12 protein-coding genes are annotated in these 15,367 nt (G+C 74.0%); 4 read left to right on the top strand and 8 right to left on the bottom strand.

The window, feature by feature from the left end:
• Positions 1-3 precede the first annotated feature (3 nt).
• Positions 4-1,803 (top strand): bifunctional metallophosphatase/5'-nucleotidase, encoded by a 1,800-nt coding sequence (locus ACZ7HT_RS23335; protein WP_471169001.1) that lies wholly within the window; start codon positions 4-6, stop codon positions 1,801-1,803.
• Positions 1,804-1,826: 23 nt separating this feature from the next.
• Here the strand turns inward: ACZ7HT_RS23335 and ACZ7HT_RS23330 are convergent, their stop codons facing one another.
• The 6 genes from ACZ7HT_RS23330 to ACZ7HT_RS23305 form a co-directional block, all read right to left on the bottom strand.
• Complete coding sequence (locus ACZ7HT_RS23330; RefSeq protein ID WP_471168998.1) at positions 1,827-3,239, bottom strand: lysine N(6)-hydroxylase/L-ornithine N(5)-oxygenase family protein; 1,413 nt, start codon at positions 3,237-3,239, stop codon at positions 1,827-1,829.
• Positions 3,236-4,606: a pyridoxal phosphate-dependent decarboxylase family protein gene (locus ACZ7HT_RS23325; protein ID WP_471168996.1), complete on the bottom strand. Its 1,371-nt coding sequence runs from the start codon at positions 4,604-4,606 to the stop codon at positions 3,236-3,238. Before ACZ7HT_RS23325 ends, ACZ7HT_RS23330 begins: the two co-directional genes overlap by 4 nt.
• A 101-nt stretch (positions 4,607-4,707) precedes the next feature.
• Positions 4,708-7,194: an aminopeptidase N gene (pepN, locus tag ACZ7HT_RS23320; RefSeq protein ID WP_471168993.1), complete on the bottom strand. Its 2,487-nt coding sequence runs from the start codon at positions 7,192-7,194 to the stop codon at positions 4,708-4,710.
• Between the two features lie 51 nt (positions 7,195-7,245).
• Positions 7,246-8,235: an asparaginase gene (locus ACZ7HT_RS23315; RefSeq protein WP_471168990.1), complete on the bottom strand. Its 990-nt coding sequence runs from the start codon at positions 8,233-8,235 to the stop codon at positions 7,246-7,248.
• On the bottom strand, positions 8,235-8,567 hold the full coding sequence (locus ACZ7HT_RS23310; RefSeq protein WP_471168987.1) for a chorismate mutase: 333 nt from the start codon (positions 8,565-8,567) through the stop codon (positions 8,235-8,237). The genes ACZ7HT_RS23315 and ACZ7HT_RS23310 overlap by 1 nt, the downstream gene beginning before the upstream one ends.
• An 11-nt stretch (positions 8,568-8,578) precedes the next feature.
• Positions 8,579-9,466 (bottom strand): helix-turn-helix transcriptional regulator, encoded by an 888-nt coding sequence (locus ACZ7HT_RS23305; RefSeq protein WP_471168984.1) that lies wholly within the window; start codon positions 9,464-9,466, stop codon positions 8,579-8,581.
• An 82-nt stretch (positions 9,467-9,548) separates the two neighbouring features.
• Between ACZ7HT_RS23305 and ACZ7HT_RS23300 the strand changes: the two genes are divergently transcribed.
• On the top strand, positions 9,549-11,339 hold the full coding sequence (locus tag ACZ7HT_RS23300) for a glycoside hydrolase family 35 protein (RefSeq protein ID WP_471168981.1): 1,791 nt from the start codon (positions 9,549-9,551) through the stop codon (positions 11,337-11,339).
• Positions 11,340-11,393: 54 nt separating this feature from the next.
• On the opposite strand, the gene ACZ7HT_RS23295 is transcribed toward ACZ7HT_RS23300, so the two are convergent.
• The gene (locus ACZ7HT_RS23295; RefSeq protein WP_471169311.1) at positions 11,394-12,161 is read right to left on the bottom strand and encodes a S1 family peptidase; all 768 of its coding nucleotides are present in this window, start codon (positions 12,159-12,161) and stop codon (positions 11,394-11,396) included.
• A gap of 191 nt (positions 12,162-12,352) precedes the next feature.
• On the opposite strand from ACZ7HT_RS23295, the gene ACZ7HT_RS23290 reads away from it, so the two are divergent.
• Together ACZ7HT_RS23290 and ACZ7HT_RS23285 are read left to right on the top strand one after the other, a co-directional pair.
• Complete coding sequence (locus ACZ7HT_RS23290) at positions 12,353-13,237, top strand: hypothetical protein (protein ID WP_471168978.1); 885 nt, start codon at positions 12,353-12,355, stop codon at positions 13,235-13,237.
• A 45-nt stretch (positions 13,238-13,282) separates the two neighbouring features.
• On the top strand, positions 13,283-14,749 hold the full coding sequence (locus ACZ7HT_RS23285; RefSeq protein WP_471168976.1) for an ankyrin repeat domain-containing protein: 1,467 nt from the start codon (positions 13,283-13,285) through the stop codon (positions 14,747-14,749).
• Positions 14,750-14,760: 11 nt separating this feature from the next.
• On the opposite strand, the gene ACZ7HT_RS23280 is transcribed toward ACZ7HT_RS23285, so the two are convergent.
• On the bottom strand, positions 14,761-15,186 hold the full coding sequence (locus tag ACZ7HT_RS23280) for a ribonuclease domain-containing protein (RefSeq protein ID WP_471168973.1): 426 nt from the start codon (positions 15,184-15,186) through the stop codon (positions 14,761-14,763).
• Between the last annotated feature and the right edge of the window lie 181 nt (positions 15,187-15,367).

Below are 15,367 nucleotides of genomic sequence, written 5' to 3'. Positions count from 1 at the left end.
CAAATGCCGCTGAACCGCCGCGCCTTCTTGGAGGCCTCCGCCGCCGTCGGAGCCGGAGCCGCCGCCCTCACCGCCGGGGTCGCCGCCCCCGCCGAGGCCCACGAAGCCCGCCCCCGGCCGGCCAAGCGGTACTCGTTCACCGTGATGGGCACCACCGACCTGCACGGCAACGTCTTCAACTGGGACTACTTCACGGACAAGGAGTTCGACGACAAGGCGCACAACGACGTCGGCCTCGCCAAGATCTCCACCCTGGTCGGCCAGGTCCGCGCGGCCAAGGGCGAGGAGAACACGCTCCTCATCGACGCCGGCGACACCATCCAGGGCACCCAGCTGTCCTACTACTACGCCAAGGTCGACCCGATCACGCAGACCGGCGGCCCGGTCCACCCGATGGCCCAGGCCATGAACGCCATCGGCTACGACGCCGCCGCGCTCGGCAACCACGAGTTCAACTACGGCATCCCGGTGCTGCGGAAGTTCGAGGAGCAGTGCGACTTCCCGCTGCTCGGCGCCAACGCGCTCGACGCCAAGACGCTGCGCCCGGCCTTCGCCCCGTACAGCATGCACTGCCTGCGCACCCCGCACGGCCGGGACGTCAAGGTCGCGGTCCTCGGCCTGACCAACCCGGGCATCGCCATCTGGGACAAGGCGAACGTCACCGGCAGGATGGTCTTCCCCGGTCTGGAGGAGCAGGCCGCGAAGTGGGTGCCGAAGCTGCGCTCGATGGGTGCCGACGTCGTGATCGTCTCGGCGCACTCCGGCTCCTCCGGCACCTCCTCGTACGGTGACCAGCTCCCGTACGTCGAGAACGCCGCCGGGCTCGTCGCCGAGCAGGTGCCCGGCATCGACGCGATCCTCGTCGGCCACGCGCACACCGAGATCCCCGAGTACCGGGTGAAGAACAAGGAGACCGGCAAGGACGTCGTCCTGTCCGAGCCGCTGAAGTGGGGCCAGCGCCTCACCCTCTTCGACTTCGACCTGGTGTGGGAGAAGGGCCGCTGGGTGGTCGAGAAGGCCGGGGCGCAGGTCCTCAACTCCAACACGGTCGCCGAGGACCCGGAGATCACCGGGCTGCTCGCGGACGAGCACAAGAAGGTCGTCGCGTACGTCAACCAGGTCATCGGCACCTCGACCGCCGCCATGACCACGGCCGACGCGCCGTGGAAGGACGAGCCGATCATCGACCTGATCAACGTCGTCCAGGCCGAGACGGTGAAGGCGGCCCTCGCGGGCGGCGCGTACGCCGGCCTGCCGGTCCTCTCGCAGGCCTCCTGCTTCTCGCGCACGGCCCGGATCCCCGCCGGCGAGATCAGCATCAAGGACGCCGCCGGACTCTACCCCTTCGAGAACACCCTTGAGGCGCGTCTGATGACGGGCGCCCAGCTGAAGGACTACCTGGAGTACTCGGCGAAGTACTACGTCCAGACCGCGGCCGGCGCGCCCGTCGACACCGCGAAGCTCACCAACGCGGAGAACACCCCCGACTACAACTACGACGCCGTGTCTGGCCTGACGTACGACATCGACATCGCCCAGCCGGCCGGCCGGCGGATCACCGGCCTGTCCTTCCAGGGCAAGCCGCTCGACCCGGCCGCGCAGTTCGTCCTCGCGGTGAACAACTACCGGGCCAGCGGCGGCGGCGCGTTCCCGCACGTCGCCAAGGCCCAGCAGCTGTGGGCGAACTCGGACGAGATCCGCAACACGATCATCGGCTGGGTGAAGGCGAAGGGCACGGTCGACCCGGGCACCTTCGCGTCGGTGGACTGGAAGCTGACCCGGGACGGCGTGCCGGTCTTCTAGTTCCTCCTGCCGTACGAGAGTTCCTACTGCTGTACGAGAGGCGTCAGCTTCCGGTCCTGGGCCGGGATGCTCGGCGCCTCTCGCGCGTCCAGGCCGAAGGTGGTGAAGGCGGTGCGGCGGGGCAGCGGGTACGACTCCTTGCCGGTGACCGAGTTGAGGATGACCGCGCTGCGCCAGGCCGCGAGGCCCAGGTCGGGGGCGCCGACGCCGTGCGTGTGGCGCTCGGCGTTCTGGACGTACACGGAGCCGGTGACGGACGGGTCGAGCACCAGGCGGTACCGCTCGTCGATCCGCGCGCGCCCGGCCGAGTCGTGCCGCAGGTACGGGTCGAGCCCGGCGAGCATCCGGTCCACCGGGCGCTCCCGGTAGCCGGTCGCGAGGACGACGGCGTCGGTGGTGAGCCGGGAGCGGGTGGACTGCTGCACGTGCTCCAGGTGCAGCTCGACCCGGGTGGTGGCGACCCGGCCGGCGGTGCGGACCCGGACGCCGGGGGTGAGGACGGCGTCGGGCCAGCCGCCGTGCAGGGTGCGGCGGTAGAGCTCGTCGTGGATGGCGGCGATGGTGTCCGCGTCGATGCCCTTGTGCAACTGCCACTGCCGGGGCATGAGTTCACCGCGCACGGGCTCGGGCAGGGCGTGGAAGTAGCGGGTGTAGTCGGGGGTGAAGTGCTCCAGGCCGAGCTTGGAGTACTCCATGGGGGCGAAGGCCTCGGTCCGGGCCAGCCAGTGGATCCGCTCGGCCCCGGCGGGGCGGGCGCGGAGCAGGTCGAGGAAGATCTCGGCGCCGGACTGGCCGGAGCCGATGACGGTGACGTGCCCGGCGCGCAGCAGCGACTCGCGGTGGGTCAGGTAGTCGGCCGAGTGGAAGACGGGCACGCCGGGGGCGTCGGCGAGCGGCCGGAGCGGCTCGGGGACGTACGGCTCGGTGCCGACGCCCAGGACGACGTTCCGGGTGTAGGCGCGGCCCAGGGCCTCGGCCTCGCCCTCCGGGTCGACCTGGGTGAAGTCGACCTCGAACAGGCGCCGCTCGGGGTTCCAGCGGACGGAGTCGACCTGGTGGCCGAAGTGGAGGCCGGGGAGCCGCTCGCTGACCCAGCGGCAGTAGGCGTCGTACTCGGCGCGCTGGATGTGGAACCGCTCGGCGAAGTAGAAGGGGAAGAGGCGCTCGCGGCTCTTCAGGTAGTTGAGGAAGGTCCAGGGGCTCGCGGGGTCGGCGAGGGTCACCAGGTCGGCGAGGAAGGGGACCTGGAGGGTGGCGCCGTCGAGGAGGAGCCCGGGGTGCCAGTGGAAGGCCGGCCGCTGTTCGTAGAAGGTCGCGGCGAGACCGCCGGGGACGCCGTGCGCGAGGGCGGCGAGCGAGAGGTTGAAGGGGCCGATGCCGACGCCCACCAGGTCGTGGGGCTGATCGAGGTCCTGCTGGGGGGTGCTGCCGGTCATCGGTGCGTGCTGCCTTCCACGAGGGTGAGGATGTCTGCCAGGTCGCCGGGGGTGGTGTGGGGGTTGAGCAGGGTGGCCTTGAGCCAGAGGCGGCCGTCGGCGGCGGCCCGGCCGAGGACGGCGCGGCCCTCGGTGAGGAGGGTGCGGCGGATCGCCGCGACGGTCTCGTCGTCGGCTCCGGCGGGGCGGAAGAGGACGGTGGTGAGGGTGGGGCGGCTCTTGAGGTCGAGGCCGGGGGTCTTCTCCACCAGGTCGGCGAGCTCCTGGGCGAGGTCCATGCACCGGTCGACGAGCGCGCCGAGGCCCGTGCGGCCGAGGGCCCGGAGGGTGACGGCGGTCTTGAGGACGTCGGGGCGGCGGGTGGTGCGCAGGGAGCGGCCGAGGAGGTCGGGGAGGCCCGCCTCGGTGTCGTCGTCGGCGTTGAGGTAGTCGGCGGTGTGGCCGAGGACGGCGAGGTCGGCGGCGTCGCGTACGGCGAGGAGCCCCGCGGCGGCCGGCTGCCAGCCGAGTTTGTGCAGGTCGACGGTGACGGTACGGGCCCGGTCGAGGCCGTCGAGGAGCCGGCGGTGGGTGCGGCTGAACAGGACGGGGCCGCCGTACGCGGCGTCGACGTGGAGCTCGGCGCCGGAGCCGGCGCAGACGTCGGCGATCTCCGGGAGCGGGTCGATCAGGCCCTCGTCGGTCGTGCCGGCGGTGGCGGCGACGAGGACGGGCCCGGCGGTGCGGGTCAGGGCCTCGTGGAGGGCTTCCGGGTCGATCGTGCCGCCCGGGGTGGGCACGACGACCGGCTCGGGCAGGCCGAGGAGCCAGGCGGCGCGGCGGAAGGAGTGGTGGGCGCTGGCCCCGACGACGGTCGTGACGCCGCCGTGCCGCTCCCGGGCGAGGAGCAGGGCGAGCTGGTTGGACTCGGTGCCGCCGGTGGTGACGAGCGCGTCGGCCGCTCGCGCGGCGGGGAACACCTCGGCGGCCAGGGCGGCCGTCACCTCGGCCTCCAGGGCGGAGGCCGCGGGCGCCTGGTCCCAGGAGTCCATGGACGGGTTCAGCGCGGAGGCGGCGAGATCGGCCGCGGCGGCCAGCGCGAGGGGCGGGGTGTGGAGGTGGGCGGCGCACCGGGGGTCCGCCGGGTCGGCTGCGCCCTCGGCCAGGACCCGGACGAGGGTGCGGAGCGCCTCCGCCTCCCCTCTCCCCGTCTCCGGGAGCGGCTCCCCGAGCGCCTCGCGCACCCGCCGCGCCACGGCCTCGGGACCCCCCGCCGGGAGCGGCCCGCCCCTGGCCTGCGCCCCTTCGCTCAGGGCGTCGAGGGCAGTGCCCAGGAGCCGGCTCAGGGCGAAGACGTCGGCGGCGAGGGGTGGGGGTGCGGCACGCATGGACGACAGGGTGGCGCGGCTTGTCGGGGTTTGTCCGGGGAGTCGGGTCCTGTGACCCGAACGAGGGACGGCGCCCTGGAACCAGGGCGCCGTCCCCGTGGCTACGCGCCGCGTGCCGCCAGCGCCCTGCGCAGGTCGTCCAGTTGGTCGACGAGCTTGCGGTGGAGGGCCGGGATCATCGTGTCGGACGTGAGGTGGGACTCGCCCAGGGCCAGGGAGTCCGCGTCGACCGCGTGCTCCGGGAAGGCGTAGCGCCCGGCGGCCTCGGCCATCGCGGGGCCCCGGCGGTCGCCGAGGGCGACGGCCGCCTCGTAGAAGCGCGGCACGTACTCCCGTACGAGCTCGGCCTGTTCGGGCTGCCAGAAGCCCCGGGCGGTGGCGGTGAAGAGGTAGTTGGAGAGGTCGTCGGAGGAGAACATCGCCGACCAGGCGGCGGCCTTCGCCTCCGGGGTCGGGAGGCCGGCCCGGCAGCGGGCGGCACCCTCCTGGCCGGTGGCGCTCGGGTCCCGCTCCAGCTCGGCGGCGATCACGGTCTCGTCGGTGGCGCCGAGGACGGCGAGGCGGGCGAGGATCCTCCAGCGCAGCTCGGGGTCGAGCTCGGGGCCGCCGTGGACGGTGCCCTCCTCGAGCCAGGAGGCGATCTTGTCGGGGGTGGTGGCGCTGTCGACGCAGGCGCGGACGGCGGTGAGGCGCAGGCCGGGCTCCTCGCCGTCCTCGGTGCGGCGCAGCAGGGCGCGGGCGATCTCGCCGATGGTGGCGAGGGCGGCCGGGCGCTCCTCCTCCGTCACGTACCGGTCGGCGATCTGGGTGCGCGCGAAGCCGAGGACGCCCTGGACGAGGGCGAGTTCGGTCTCTTCGGGCAGGTGGGCGTGGGCGACCTCCAGGTACGCGGCCGGGGCGAGGGCGCCGTCGCGGACCATGTCGCGCAGCGCGTTCCAGACGACGGCCCGGGTGAGGGCGTCGGGGATGCGGGCGAGGCCGCGCAGGGCGGATTCCTCGGAGACTTCGTCGAAGCGGAGCTTGGCGTAGGTGAGGTCGCCGTCGTTGAGGACGACGAGGGCGGGGCGCGGGCCGCCCAGCTCGGCGGGTGCCTCCTGGGGGACGTCGAGCTCGCGGCGCTCGCGCAGGGCGAGTTCGCCGTCGGGCTGCCGGTCGTAGATCCCGGCCCGGATGCGGTGCGGGCGGCTGCCGTCGCGGTCGACGTGGAGCAGCCAGTGGGTGCCCTCGCCTTCGAGGCGGGGCGTGAGGGTGTCGACGCCGGTGGTGCGCAGCCACTGCTCGGACCAGGCGTGGACGTCGCGGTCGGTGGCGGCGGCGAGGTTGTCGATGAAGTCGGCGAGGGTGGCGTTGCCGAACTTGTGGCGCTTGAAGTGGATGTTGATGCCGGCGAGGAAGTCCTTCTCGCCGAGCCAGGCGACGAGCTGGCGGAGCGCGGAGGCGCCCTTGGCGTAGGAGATGCCGTCGAAGTTGAGGAGGGCGGAGGCGGTGTCGGGGACGGCTTCCGGGTCGGGGGCGACGGGGTGGGTGGAGGGGCGCTGGTCCGCCTCGTACCCCCAGGCCTTGCGGGTGACGCCGAAGTCGATCCAGGTGTCCGGGAAGAGGTCGGAGCAGGCCTCGTTGAGGGTCTGGTAGCCCATGTACTCGGCGAAGGACTCGTTCAGCCAGATGTCGTCCCACCAGCGGAGGGTGACGAGGTCGCCGAACCACATGTGGGCCATCTCGTGGGAGATGACCATGGCGCGGGTCTGGCGCTCGGTGATGGTGACGGCGGAGCGGAAGACGAACTCGTCGCGGAAGGTGACGAGTCCGGGGTTCTCCATGGCGCCCGCGTTGAACTCGGGGACGAAGGCCTGGTCGTACGAGTCGAAGGGGTAGGGCTCGTCGAACTTCTCGTGGTAGCGGTCGTAACAGGCCTTGGTGACGGCGAGGATCTCGTCGGCGTCGGCGTCGAGGTGGGCGGCGAGGGAGCGGCGGCAGTGGATGCCGAAGGGCAGGCCGGCGTGCTCGGTGCGGATGCTGTGCCAGGGGCCGGCGGCGACGCAGACGAGGTAGGTGGAGAGCAGCGGGGTGGCGGCGGCCTGCCAGTGGCCGTCGGGCCGCTGCTCGGTGATGCCGTTGGAGAGGACGGTCCAGCCCTCGGGGGCCTTGACGCCCACCTCGAAGACGGCTTTGAGGTCGGGCTGGTCGAAGGCGGCGAAGACGCGCTGGACGTCCTCCATGAACAGCTGGGTGTAGGTGTACGACTCGCCGTCGGTGGGGTCGGTGAAGCGGTGCATGCCCTCGCCGGTGCGGGAGTACCGCATGGTGCTGCTGAGGCTGAGGGTGTGCTCGCCCTCGGTGACGGTCAGCGGGAGCCGGTTGCCGTCGAGGGTGGTGACGTCGAGGGGCTCGTCGTCGAGGAGGGCGGAGTGCAGGGTCTCGGGCTTGAGCTCGACGAAGGTGTCCCCCGCGGCGCGGGCCGTGAAGCGGATGAGGCTGCGTGACCGGAAGGTCTCGTCGCCGGTGGTGAGGTCGAGGTCCACGCGGTAGTGGTGGACGTCGAGGAGCTGGGCACGGGTCTGCGCTTCGTCGCGCGTCAGTACGGACATGGGCCCTATGCTGCCCGATCACTCCGTCCCCGGGCAGGGGGTATCGGGACCTCAGGCCAGGCCGGAACCGTTCAGGTGGGCGAAGGCGGCGGTGATCCGGGGCCGGTCGTAGCCGGTCGGGCCCGCGGCGCCGCTGGAGATCAGGGTGTGGAGCAGGATCCGGGCCTTGGCGGGGTCGAGCGGGCCGGCGGGGATCAGTCCGTGGTGCAGGAGGTCGTGCTCGGAGCCGGGGCTGCGGTAGGTGTCCGTGAGGGTGGCGCCGCCGCCGGTGCGGGAGGCCAGGACGACGGGGATGCGCCGGGCGATCCCGGCGAGGGGCTCGACGAGCGGGGCGGGGGCGTGCCCGCCGCCGAAGGCGGCGACGACGAGGCCCTGGAAGCGGTCGTCGACGGCGTCGAGGAGTTCGCCGCGGTCGCCGAGGGAGAGGGTCACCAGGGCGACGCGCACCGACGGGTCGAGCTTCAGCCGGCAGAGCGCGGCGGGGACGGCGGGGCGGAGCAGGATCCGGGGTTCGCCCTCGACGACGGTGCCGAGGGGGCCGGCGCCGGGCGAGGCGAAGGTGGTGATCGAGATGGTGTGGGTCTTGCGGGCGAGCCGGGCGGCGTGGATCTCGTCGCCGAGGACGACCAGGACGCCGAGGCCGCGGCAGCCGGGGTCGGCGGCGACCGCGAGGGCGGCGGCGAGGTTGGCGGGGCCGTCGGCGCCCGGCAGGTCGGGGCGGCGCATCGCGCCGGTGACGGCGATCGGCGCCTGCTCGGTGGAGCAGAGCAGGTCGAGCAGGAAGGCGGTCTCCTCCAGGGTGTCGGTGCCCTGGACGACGACGACGCCGGAGCCTTCGGCGACGGCCGCCCGGACCTCGTCCGCGAGGGCGGCGAGGTCCTCGAAGGAGAGGGTGGAGCTGGGGACCCGGCGGAAGTCGCGCAGGACGACGTCCTCGGGGGCGCCGAGCTCGGCGAGGACCTCCTGGCCGGTCATGCGGGCGGCGTCACCGCCTCGGGCGGAGATGGTGCCTCCGAGGGTGAAGACCGTGACGCGCGCCATCAGCGTGCTCCGTCCGCAATCGTCTCGTGGTGCCGGATGACCTCGGCGATGATGAAGTTGAGGAGTTTCTCCGCGAAGGCCGGGTCCAGTTTCGCGCTCGCCGCGAGTTCCCGCAGCCGGGCGATCTGGCGGGCCTCGCGGGCGGGGTCGGCGGGCGGGAGCTGGTGCTCCGCCTTGAGGACGCCGACCTGCTGGGTGCACTTGAAGCGCTCGGCGAGCATGTGCACGACCGCGGCGTCGATGTTGTCGATGCTTTCGCGCAGCCGGGTCAGCTCGGCGAGGACGGAGGGGTCGATGTCACTGGTGCCGCTGGTGTCGCTGGTGTCGCTCATGATCTGCGAGCTTAGACGGATCTCGGGAGGATCGTGGGCGGGTGTTCGGGATCCGGAACGCTGGTGCTCCAGCCGCCGTGCACGGACCGTCCCTGCTGCTCGCGGAAGCGGATGGGCGCGGTGCCGACCCGGCGGGTGAAGAGCCGGGAGAAGTAGGCCGGATCGTCGTAGCCGACGCGGCGGGCGACGGCGGCGACGGGCAGCTCGGTGGCGGCGAGGAGCTCCTTGGCGCGGCCGAGGCGGACGGTGAGCAGATAGTCCTTGGGGCTGCACCCGGCGGCGCGGCGGACGGCGCTGCGCAGTTCGGCGGGGGTCATGCCGTGCCGGGCGGCGTGGTCGGCGACGGACAGCGGCTGGAAGGCGTCGCGGGCGAGGGCGGCGAGGACGGGGTCGCCGTCGGCGTTGGTGTCGGCGCGGGCCCGGCGCAGGGCGACGAGCAGCTCGTGGACGGCGGCGCCGGTCTCGACCTCCAGGAAGGGGTTGCCGGGGCGGGCGGCGCGGGCGATCCGGCCGATGGCGGCGCGGGCGGGGGCGGCGTCGGAGAGGGGGACGACGGGCCGGTCGGGCTCGATGTAGCCGAGTTCGGTGTACGTGGCGGTGGCGGGTCCGGTGAAGTCGACGAAGGCCTCGTCCCAGCCGGTGCCGGGGTCGGCGGCGTAGTGGTGGGGGGTGCCGGGGGTGAGCCAGAGGAGGGCGGGGGCGGTGACGGTGGTGCGGCGCCCGTCGGCGCCCCGGTACCAGCCGCTGCCGGCGGAGACGAGGACGGCGACGTGGTGGTCGAGGGTGCGGGGGCCGACGGTGGGCAGGGTGCCGTGCTGGAGTCCGACGCCGAGGCAGACGAGGCCGAGGCGGTGGTGGACGGGTCCGGGCGTGAAGTAGCGCATCCAGGTGTGGTACATGCCGCGGGCCCTTCCGTAACGTCCAAACTGCGACGATCTTTGTCCATGGACCGCGCCGCCGCCAGAGGGTGAGGGTGAGGCCATGAGCACGTTCGCTGTGGGTGACTTCGCTGTGGGTGACTTCGCTGTGGGCGACTTCGCCGTGGGTGACGAGGACTTTCTGCTCGACGGGCGGCCGGTGCGGCTGCTCTCGGGGGCGCTGCACTACTTCCGGGTGCACGAGGGGCACTGGGAGCACCGGCTCGGGATGCTGCGCGCGATGGGCCTGGACTGCGTCGAGACGTACGTCCCGTGGAACCTGCACGAGCCGGAGCCCGGCCGGTACGCGGACGAGGGCGCGCTCGGGCGGTTCCTGGACGCGGTGGGGCGGGCCGGGATGCGGGCGATCGTGCGCCCGGGTCCGTACATCTGCGCCGAGTGGGAGAACGGCGGGCTTCCGCACTGGCTGACCGGGCCGCTCGGGCGGCGGGTGCGGACCTTGGACCCGGGGTTCCTGGCGCCGGTGGAGGCCTGGTTCCGGCGGCTGCTCCCGCAGGTGGTGGAGCGGCAGATCGACCGGGGCGGTCCGGTGGTCCTCGTACAGGTGGAGAACGAGTACGGGAGTTACGGCAGCGACCGGGGCTATCTGGAGTGGGTGGCGGGGCTGCTGCGGGACTGCGGGGTGAGCGTGCCGCTGTTCACCTCGGACGGGCCCGAGGACCACATGCTGACGGGCGGTTCGGTGCCGGGGGTCCTCGCGACGGCGAACTTCGGATCGGGGGCGCGGGAGGGCTTCGCGACGCTGCGGCGGCACCAGCCGTCGGGGCCGCTGATGTGCATGGAGTTCTGGTGCGGCTGGTTCGACCACTGGGGCCGGGAGCACATGGTGCGGGACGCGGCGGACGCGGCGGCGGCGCTGCGGGAGATCCTGGAGTGCGGGGCCTCGGTCAACGTGTACATGGCGCACGGCGGGACGAACTTCGGCGGCTGGGCGGGCGCGAACCGGGACGGCGCACTGCACGACGGTCCGCTGCGGGCGACGGTGACCTCGTACGACTACGACGCGCCGATCGACGAGGCGGGACGGCCGACGGAGAAGTACCGGGCCTTCCGCGAGGTGCTCGCGGAGTACGCGGAGGGGCCGCTGCCGGAGGTGCCGGAGCCGCCGGCCCGGCTCGGGGCGCCCGTGTCCGGGGGGTTCGACGGCTGGGCACCGCTGGACGGGGTCCTGGAGGTCCTCGGCGGCGAGGAGACCGAGACGCCGGTGCCCCCGACGTTCGAGGAGCTGGGCGTGGACCGGGGTCTGGTCCGCTACCGGGTGGCGGTGCCGGGTCCCCGGCAGCCGTACCCGCTGGGGGTGACGGGGCTGCGGGACCGGGCGGTGGTGTACGTCGACGGACGCCCGGCGGGGGTCCTCGACCGGGAGGACGCGGTGCTTCCCGAGCCGGTGGCGGGTCCGGCGCTCGTGGACCTGTGGGTGGAGTCCCTCGGCCGGGTCAACTACGGGCCGCGCCTCGGGGAGCCGAAGGGGATCACCGGGGGCGTACGGCACGAGCGGCAGTATCTGCATGGAGTACGGGCCCGGGCCCTGCGCCTGGACGCCTTCGGCACGGAGACGGTCGCCAAGGTGCCCTTCGGCCCCGTCACGGAAGCCCCGGGCCTGTACCGGGGGGTCCTTGCCGTGGCCGGGGCCGGGGACGCCCGGCTGCGGCTGCCGGGCGCGACCCGGGGCTTCGTGTGGGTGAACGGCTTCTGCCTGGGCCGTTACTGGTCGGCGGGCCCGCAGGAGTCGCTGTTCGTGCCGGGGCCGGTGCTGCGGGAGGGCGCGAACGAGGTGTGGGTGCTCGAGCTGGAGGGCGGTCTGGGGACGGGACCGGAGCTCGTCCCGGCGTGAACGTGAAGGCGCCCCGGAGCCGAGGCCGCTCCGGGGCGCCCGTTCACAGGGCCGCTACAGGGTGGCGGCGGCGGACTTGATGGCGGCGGCGAAGGTGGAGACCTCCGTGTAGACGCCGGGGAAGCCGGGCCGCGCGCAGCCCTCGCCCCAGCTCACGATGCCGACCTGGATCCAGGCTCCGGTGTCGTCCTTGCGGAACATGGGGCCGCCGGAGTCGCCCTGGCAGGTGTCGACGCCGCCCTGGCTGTAGCCGGCGCAGATCTCGTCGCTCGGGACGAGGTCGCTGCCGTAGGCGGTCTGGCAGGAGGCGTCGGAGACGAAGGGGACGTTCGCCTTGAGGAGGTAGCGCTGCTGCGCCCCGCCCTCGCGGGCGGCGCCCCAGCCGGCGACGGTGAAGGTGCCGTTGTTGTAGGCGGTGGTGTCGGCGATCTTGAGGTTGGCCAGCGAGGTGATCGGGCTGGCGAGCTTGATCAGCGCCCAGTCCTTGCCCTGGCCGTTGTAGCCGGGGGCCTGGAGGACCTTGGTCGACCGGACCTTGATGGCGCTGCCGGACTGGAGGTCCACGACTCCGGCGGTGGCGGTGATGCCGGTGTTGTTGCCGGAGCCGCTGACGCAGTGGGCGGCGGTGAGGACGATCTGAGGGCTGATCAGGGAGCCGCCGCAGCCCATGGAGAGCCTGACCATCCAGGGGAACTCTCCCTGGGCGGCGCGGGTGCCGCCGACGACGGGGGCGGGGGCGGCGGAGGCGGTGGTGGGCTGGAGGCTGACGGCCGCCAGGACGACGGCGCCTGCGGCCGCCAGCTTCTGGAGGGCACGGACCATGCGGTTCTGCTTCACGTGTCTTCCTTCACTCGTGGGGGGTCGGCCTCGACAGAGGGATGACATGTACGCGATGACATGCGCCCGTCAAGGCATGTCCGGATTATGAGCAGCGCCCAACTGAGGCCACAAGAAAGCCTTTTCGGCCAGACCCGGTGGAGGGACCGTACAGTGGACGGGAGGGGGGATCCGGCATGCCGAACCGTGATGGGGCCGACCGTGTCATCCACGGCTTCCCGCACCGCGCCGCCGTGCGGGCCTCGCTCACCGCGCTCTACCGCCGCCTCTCCCCCGACGGGGTGCACCGCTACCCCGCCAGCGTCACCGCCGCCGACGTGGCCCTCGGCGACGACGAGGACCTCCACCTCGGCACCCAGCGGGTCGCCCGCGCCCTCGTCCGGCACCTGCTGCTGCCCGAGGCGCGCATCGTGGTGAGCTTCCGCCCCATGGAGTACGCGGCGGCCGTCGAGCTCACGGCGGGGCCCGAGTACTTCGTGGAGCTCAACGACCGCTTCCGTACCCGCCGCAGGGACATCGGCGCGGCCCTGGCCCACGAGATCACCCACGTCCTGCTGCACCGGCTCGACCTCGGCTTCCCCTCCACCGCCGAGAACGAGATCCTCACCGACGTCACCACCGCCTACCTGGGCGCCGGCTGGCTGCTGCTCGACGCCTACCGGCGGGACGGCGTCGAGAGCCAGAAGCTCGGCTACCTCACCCCGGAGGAGTTCGGCTACGTCCTCGCCAAGCGGGCCGAGGTCTTCGGCGAGGACCCCTCGCCGTGGTTCACCAGCGCCGTGGCGTACGAGGCGTGGGTACGGGGCCGGGCGGAGGCCGCGCGGGAGCGGAACGCGCCGCCGCTCGCCGGGGCGGGCTGGGCCGAGCGCCGCCTGTACGCCCTCCAGCGGCGCAGGGGCCGGGCCGCCGAGGACGCCCCGTACGCCTTCGAGGGCGGGGCCCCGGCGACCGGCGTCTCCTTCCTCTGCCCGGTCTGCCGCCAGCGCCTGCGGGTCCCGGCGGGGCGCGCGCTGCGGGCCCGGTGCGGGGTGTGCGGCTCGGTCCTGGAGTGCGCGGGCTGACACATCGATTTGCGCCATGGGCCGACGGGGGGTCAGGGTCGGGGCATGAGCACGCTGTTCGACGCGATCCGGGACGGGGACGAGGACGGGGCCGTGCGCGCCCTGCGGGGCGGGGCCGACCCGGAGGGCCGGGAGGACGGGGAGACCGCCCTGTACCGGGCGGCCGTCGGCGACGAGGCCGGGATCGTGCGGGTGCTGCTCGCCGCCGGGGCCGACCCGGGCCGGGGCAGCGGCGAGGACGACGGCGACCTGCCGCTGTGCGGGGCGGCCTGCGGCGGGCACACCGACGTCGTGCGGGCGCTGCTCGCGGCGGGCGCGGCCGCCGACCAGGAGGAGGCGTACGGCTTCACCGCCCTCGCCTGGGCCCTGCGCCTCGGTCACGCCGGGACGGCCCGGGTGCTCCTGGAGCACGGCGCCCACCCGGACCGGCCGGGACCCGACGGCGTCCTCCCGCTCGTCGCCGCCGCCCGGCGCGGCTCCACCGGCTGCGTGCGGGCGCTCCTCGACCACGGGGCGCAGGCCCGGGAGGCCGCGCTGCGGGAGGCCCGGCGGTGGATCGGCGCGGACATCGCGGCCGAGCTGCGGCGCGGGCTCGTCGCCGGGAACGAGGGCGGGCAGACGTACGAGGCGGCCGTCCGGCGGGTCCGGGAGGACGGCGGGATCACGGTCGTCGTCGAGCTGCTGCGGGAGGACGGCGCCCCCGGGCGCGGCGACGACCGGGGAACCGGTCACGCGGCGATCGCCACGCTCCTGGAGGCGGCGATCGGCCTGCGCACCCCGCACGAGGAGCTCGCGGCGCGGGCGCTGCGCTGCGGCGACCCCGAGCTCGACGACTGGACGACGGCTGTGGCCGAACTGGCGGGCCGGGCCGACGAGGAGACCTTCGTGGCGGCGGCCGGCTGGTGCGCCTACCGCGATCCGCTGCGCCGGGCGCTCGGCGCGCGGGTGCTCGGCGCGCTGCCCGGCTTCGGCCCGGGCGCGGTCCCGGTCCTGCGGCGGCTCGCTACGGAGGCGGTGCCGCCGGCGCGGGAGCCGCTGCTCTCGGCGGTCCTCGCGCTCGGGGAGTGCGCGGACGCGGCCGCCGTGCCGGAACTGCTCGCGGCGGCCGGGCATCCCGACCCGGTGGTGCGGCGGGCGGTCGCGGCCGCCCTGGCGGGGATCGTGCCGGCCGGGCACGTCGAGGCGCTCGGGGTGCTGCTGACACTGAGCCGGGACGGCGACGCCCGGGTGCGGGACTGGGCGACGCTGGCGCTCGCCGAGCTGCCCGACGACACCCCGCTCGTACGGGAGGGTCTCGCGGAGCGGCTCGGCGACGCCGACCCGGAGACGGCGGCGGAGGCGGCGCGGGGGCTGGCGCTCCGTCAGGATCCCCGCGCCGTCGACGCGCTGGCGTCGATCCTCGCGGACGGGGAGGCGGACGGCGCACCGCGCGAGACGGCGCTCGCCGCCCTGGAACACGTCCGCGACCCGCGGGTCAGGACCCGCCTGGAGTGGACGACCCCGCGCCGCTGACCGGCGGAACGTCAGCAGGCGTAGTCGATCAGGTCGAACGTGGCGTAGTGGTCGGAGGTGTAGTAGTCCTCGTCGAGCGCCTTCCCGGTCACGATCCGGCGGGCGCCGCGGGTGGAGACGCCCGGGGTCTTCACCGTGTACTCGTGGTAGTAGCCGTAGGTGTGGGCCGGCAGGACGCCCTCCCGGTTCTGGAAGACGATCCCGTCCTGGCTGAACGGGAACGGGCCGCCGGCGTCGATCAGACGCAGGGTGTCGTACGCCTGGGTGGGCAGGTCCGAGTAGCAGATGTCCCCGACGGACGAGATCGCCGCGATCGAGGAGACGGAGGCGACGGGCGCGGGGGCCGGGGCGGCGGTGGCCGGGGCGCCGAGGAGGAGGGAGGAGAGGAGGGCGGCGGCGACACCGCCGGCGAGGGTGATTCGAGGGGGGATTCGCATGCCTGCGATGATGACGCGCGTAGATCGCCGTCGGGAACCCCAACAGCCTTCAATTCCCCGGACGTTCACCGAAGTCTCCCCCACGTGCGGATCCGATGGACGACACGGCGGGGGGGGGGGGGGGGGGGGGGGGGGGGGGGGGGGGGGGGTGTGGTTGTCCTTCGCGGGGGTTGACGACCCC

The sequence above is a fragment of the Streptomyces sp. NPDC037410 genome, from assembly GCF_055602235.1.
Note: the sequence above shows the minus strand (reverse complement) of the source record. Positions and strands in the feature narration are given on the sequence as shown.

Excerpts from the sequence above, each read along its gene's own strand:
- ACZ7HT_RS23300 (WP_471168981.1), top strand. The coding sequence starts at position 9,549 with ATGAGCACGTTCGCTGTGGGTGACTTCGCTGTGGGTGACTTCGCTGTG.
- ACZ7HT_RS23305 (WP_471168984.1), bottom strand. The coding sequence starts at position 9,466 with ATGTACCACACCTGGATGCGCTACTTCACGCCCGGACCCGTCCACCAC.
- ACZ7HT_RS23325 (WP_471168996.1), bottom strand. The coding sequence starts at position 4,606 with ATGCGTGCCGCACCCCCACCCCTCGCCGCCGACGTCTTCGCCCTGAGC.
- ACZ7HT_RS23315 (WP_471168990.1), bottom strand. The coding sequence starts at position 8,235 with ATGGCGCGCGTCACGGTCTTCACCCTCGGAGGCACCATCTCCGCCCGA.
- ACZ7HT_RS23330 (WP_471168998.1), bottom strand. The coding sequence starts at position 3,239 with ATGACCGGCAGCACCCCCCAGCAGGACCTCGATCAGCCCCACGACCTG.
- ACZ7HT_RS23335 (WP_471169001.1), top strand. The coding sequence starts at position 4 with ATGCCGCTGAACCGCCGCGCCTTCTTGGAGGCCTCCGCCGCCGTCGGA.
- ACZ7HT_RS23285 (WP_471168976.1), top strand. The coding sequence starts at position 13,283 with ATGAGCACGCTGTTCGACGCGATCCGGGACGGGGACGAGGACGGGGCC.
- ACZ7HT_RS23295 (WP_471169311.1), bottom strand. The coding sequence starts at position 12,161 with ATGGTCCGTGCCCTCCAGAAGCTGGCGGCCGCAGGCGCCGTCGTCCTG.
- ACZ7HT_RS23280 (WP_471168973.1), bottom strand. The coding sequence starts at position 15,186 with ATGCGAATCCCCCCTCGAATCACCCTCGCCGGCGGTGTCGCCGCCGCC.
- pepN (WP_471168993.1), bottom strand. The coding sequence starts at position 7,194 with ATGTCCGTACTGACGCGCGACGAAGCGCAGACCCGTGCCCAGCTCCTC.
- ACZ7HT_RS23290 (WP_471168978.1), top strand. The coding sequence starts at position 12,353 with ATGCCGAACCGTGATGGGGCCGACCGTGTCATCCACGGCTTCCCGCAC.
- ACZ7HT_RS23310 (WP_471168987.1), bottom strand. The coding sequence starts at position 8,567 with ATGAGCGACACCAGCGACACCAGCGGCACCAGTGACATCGACCCCTCC.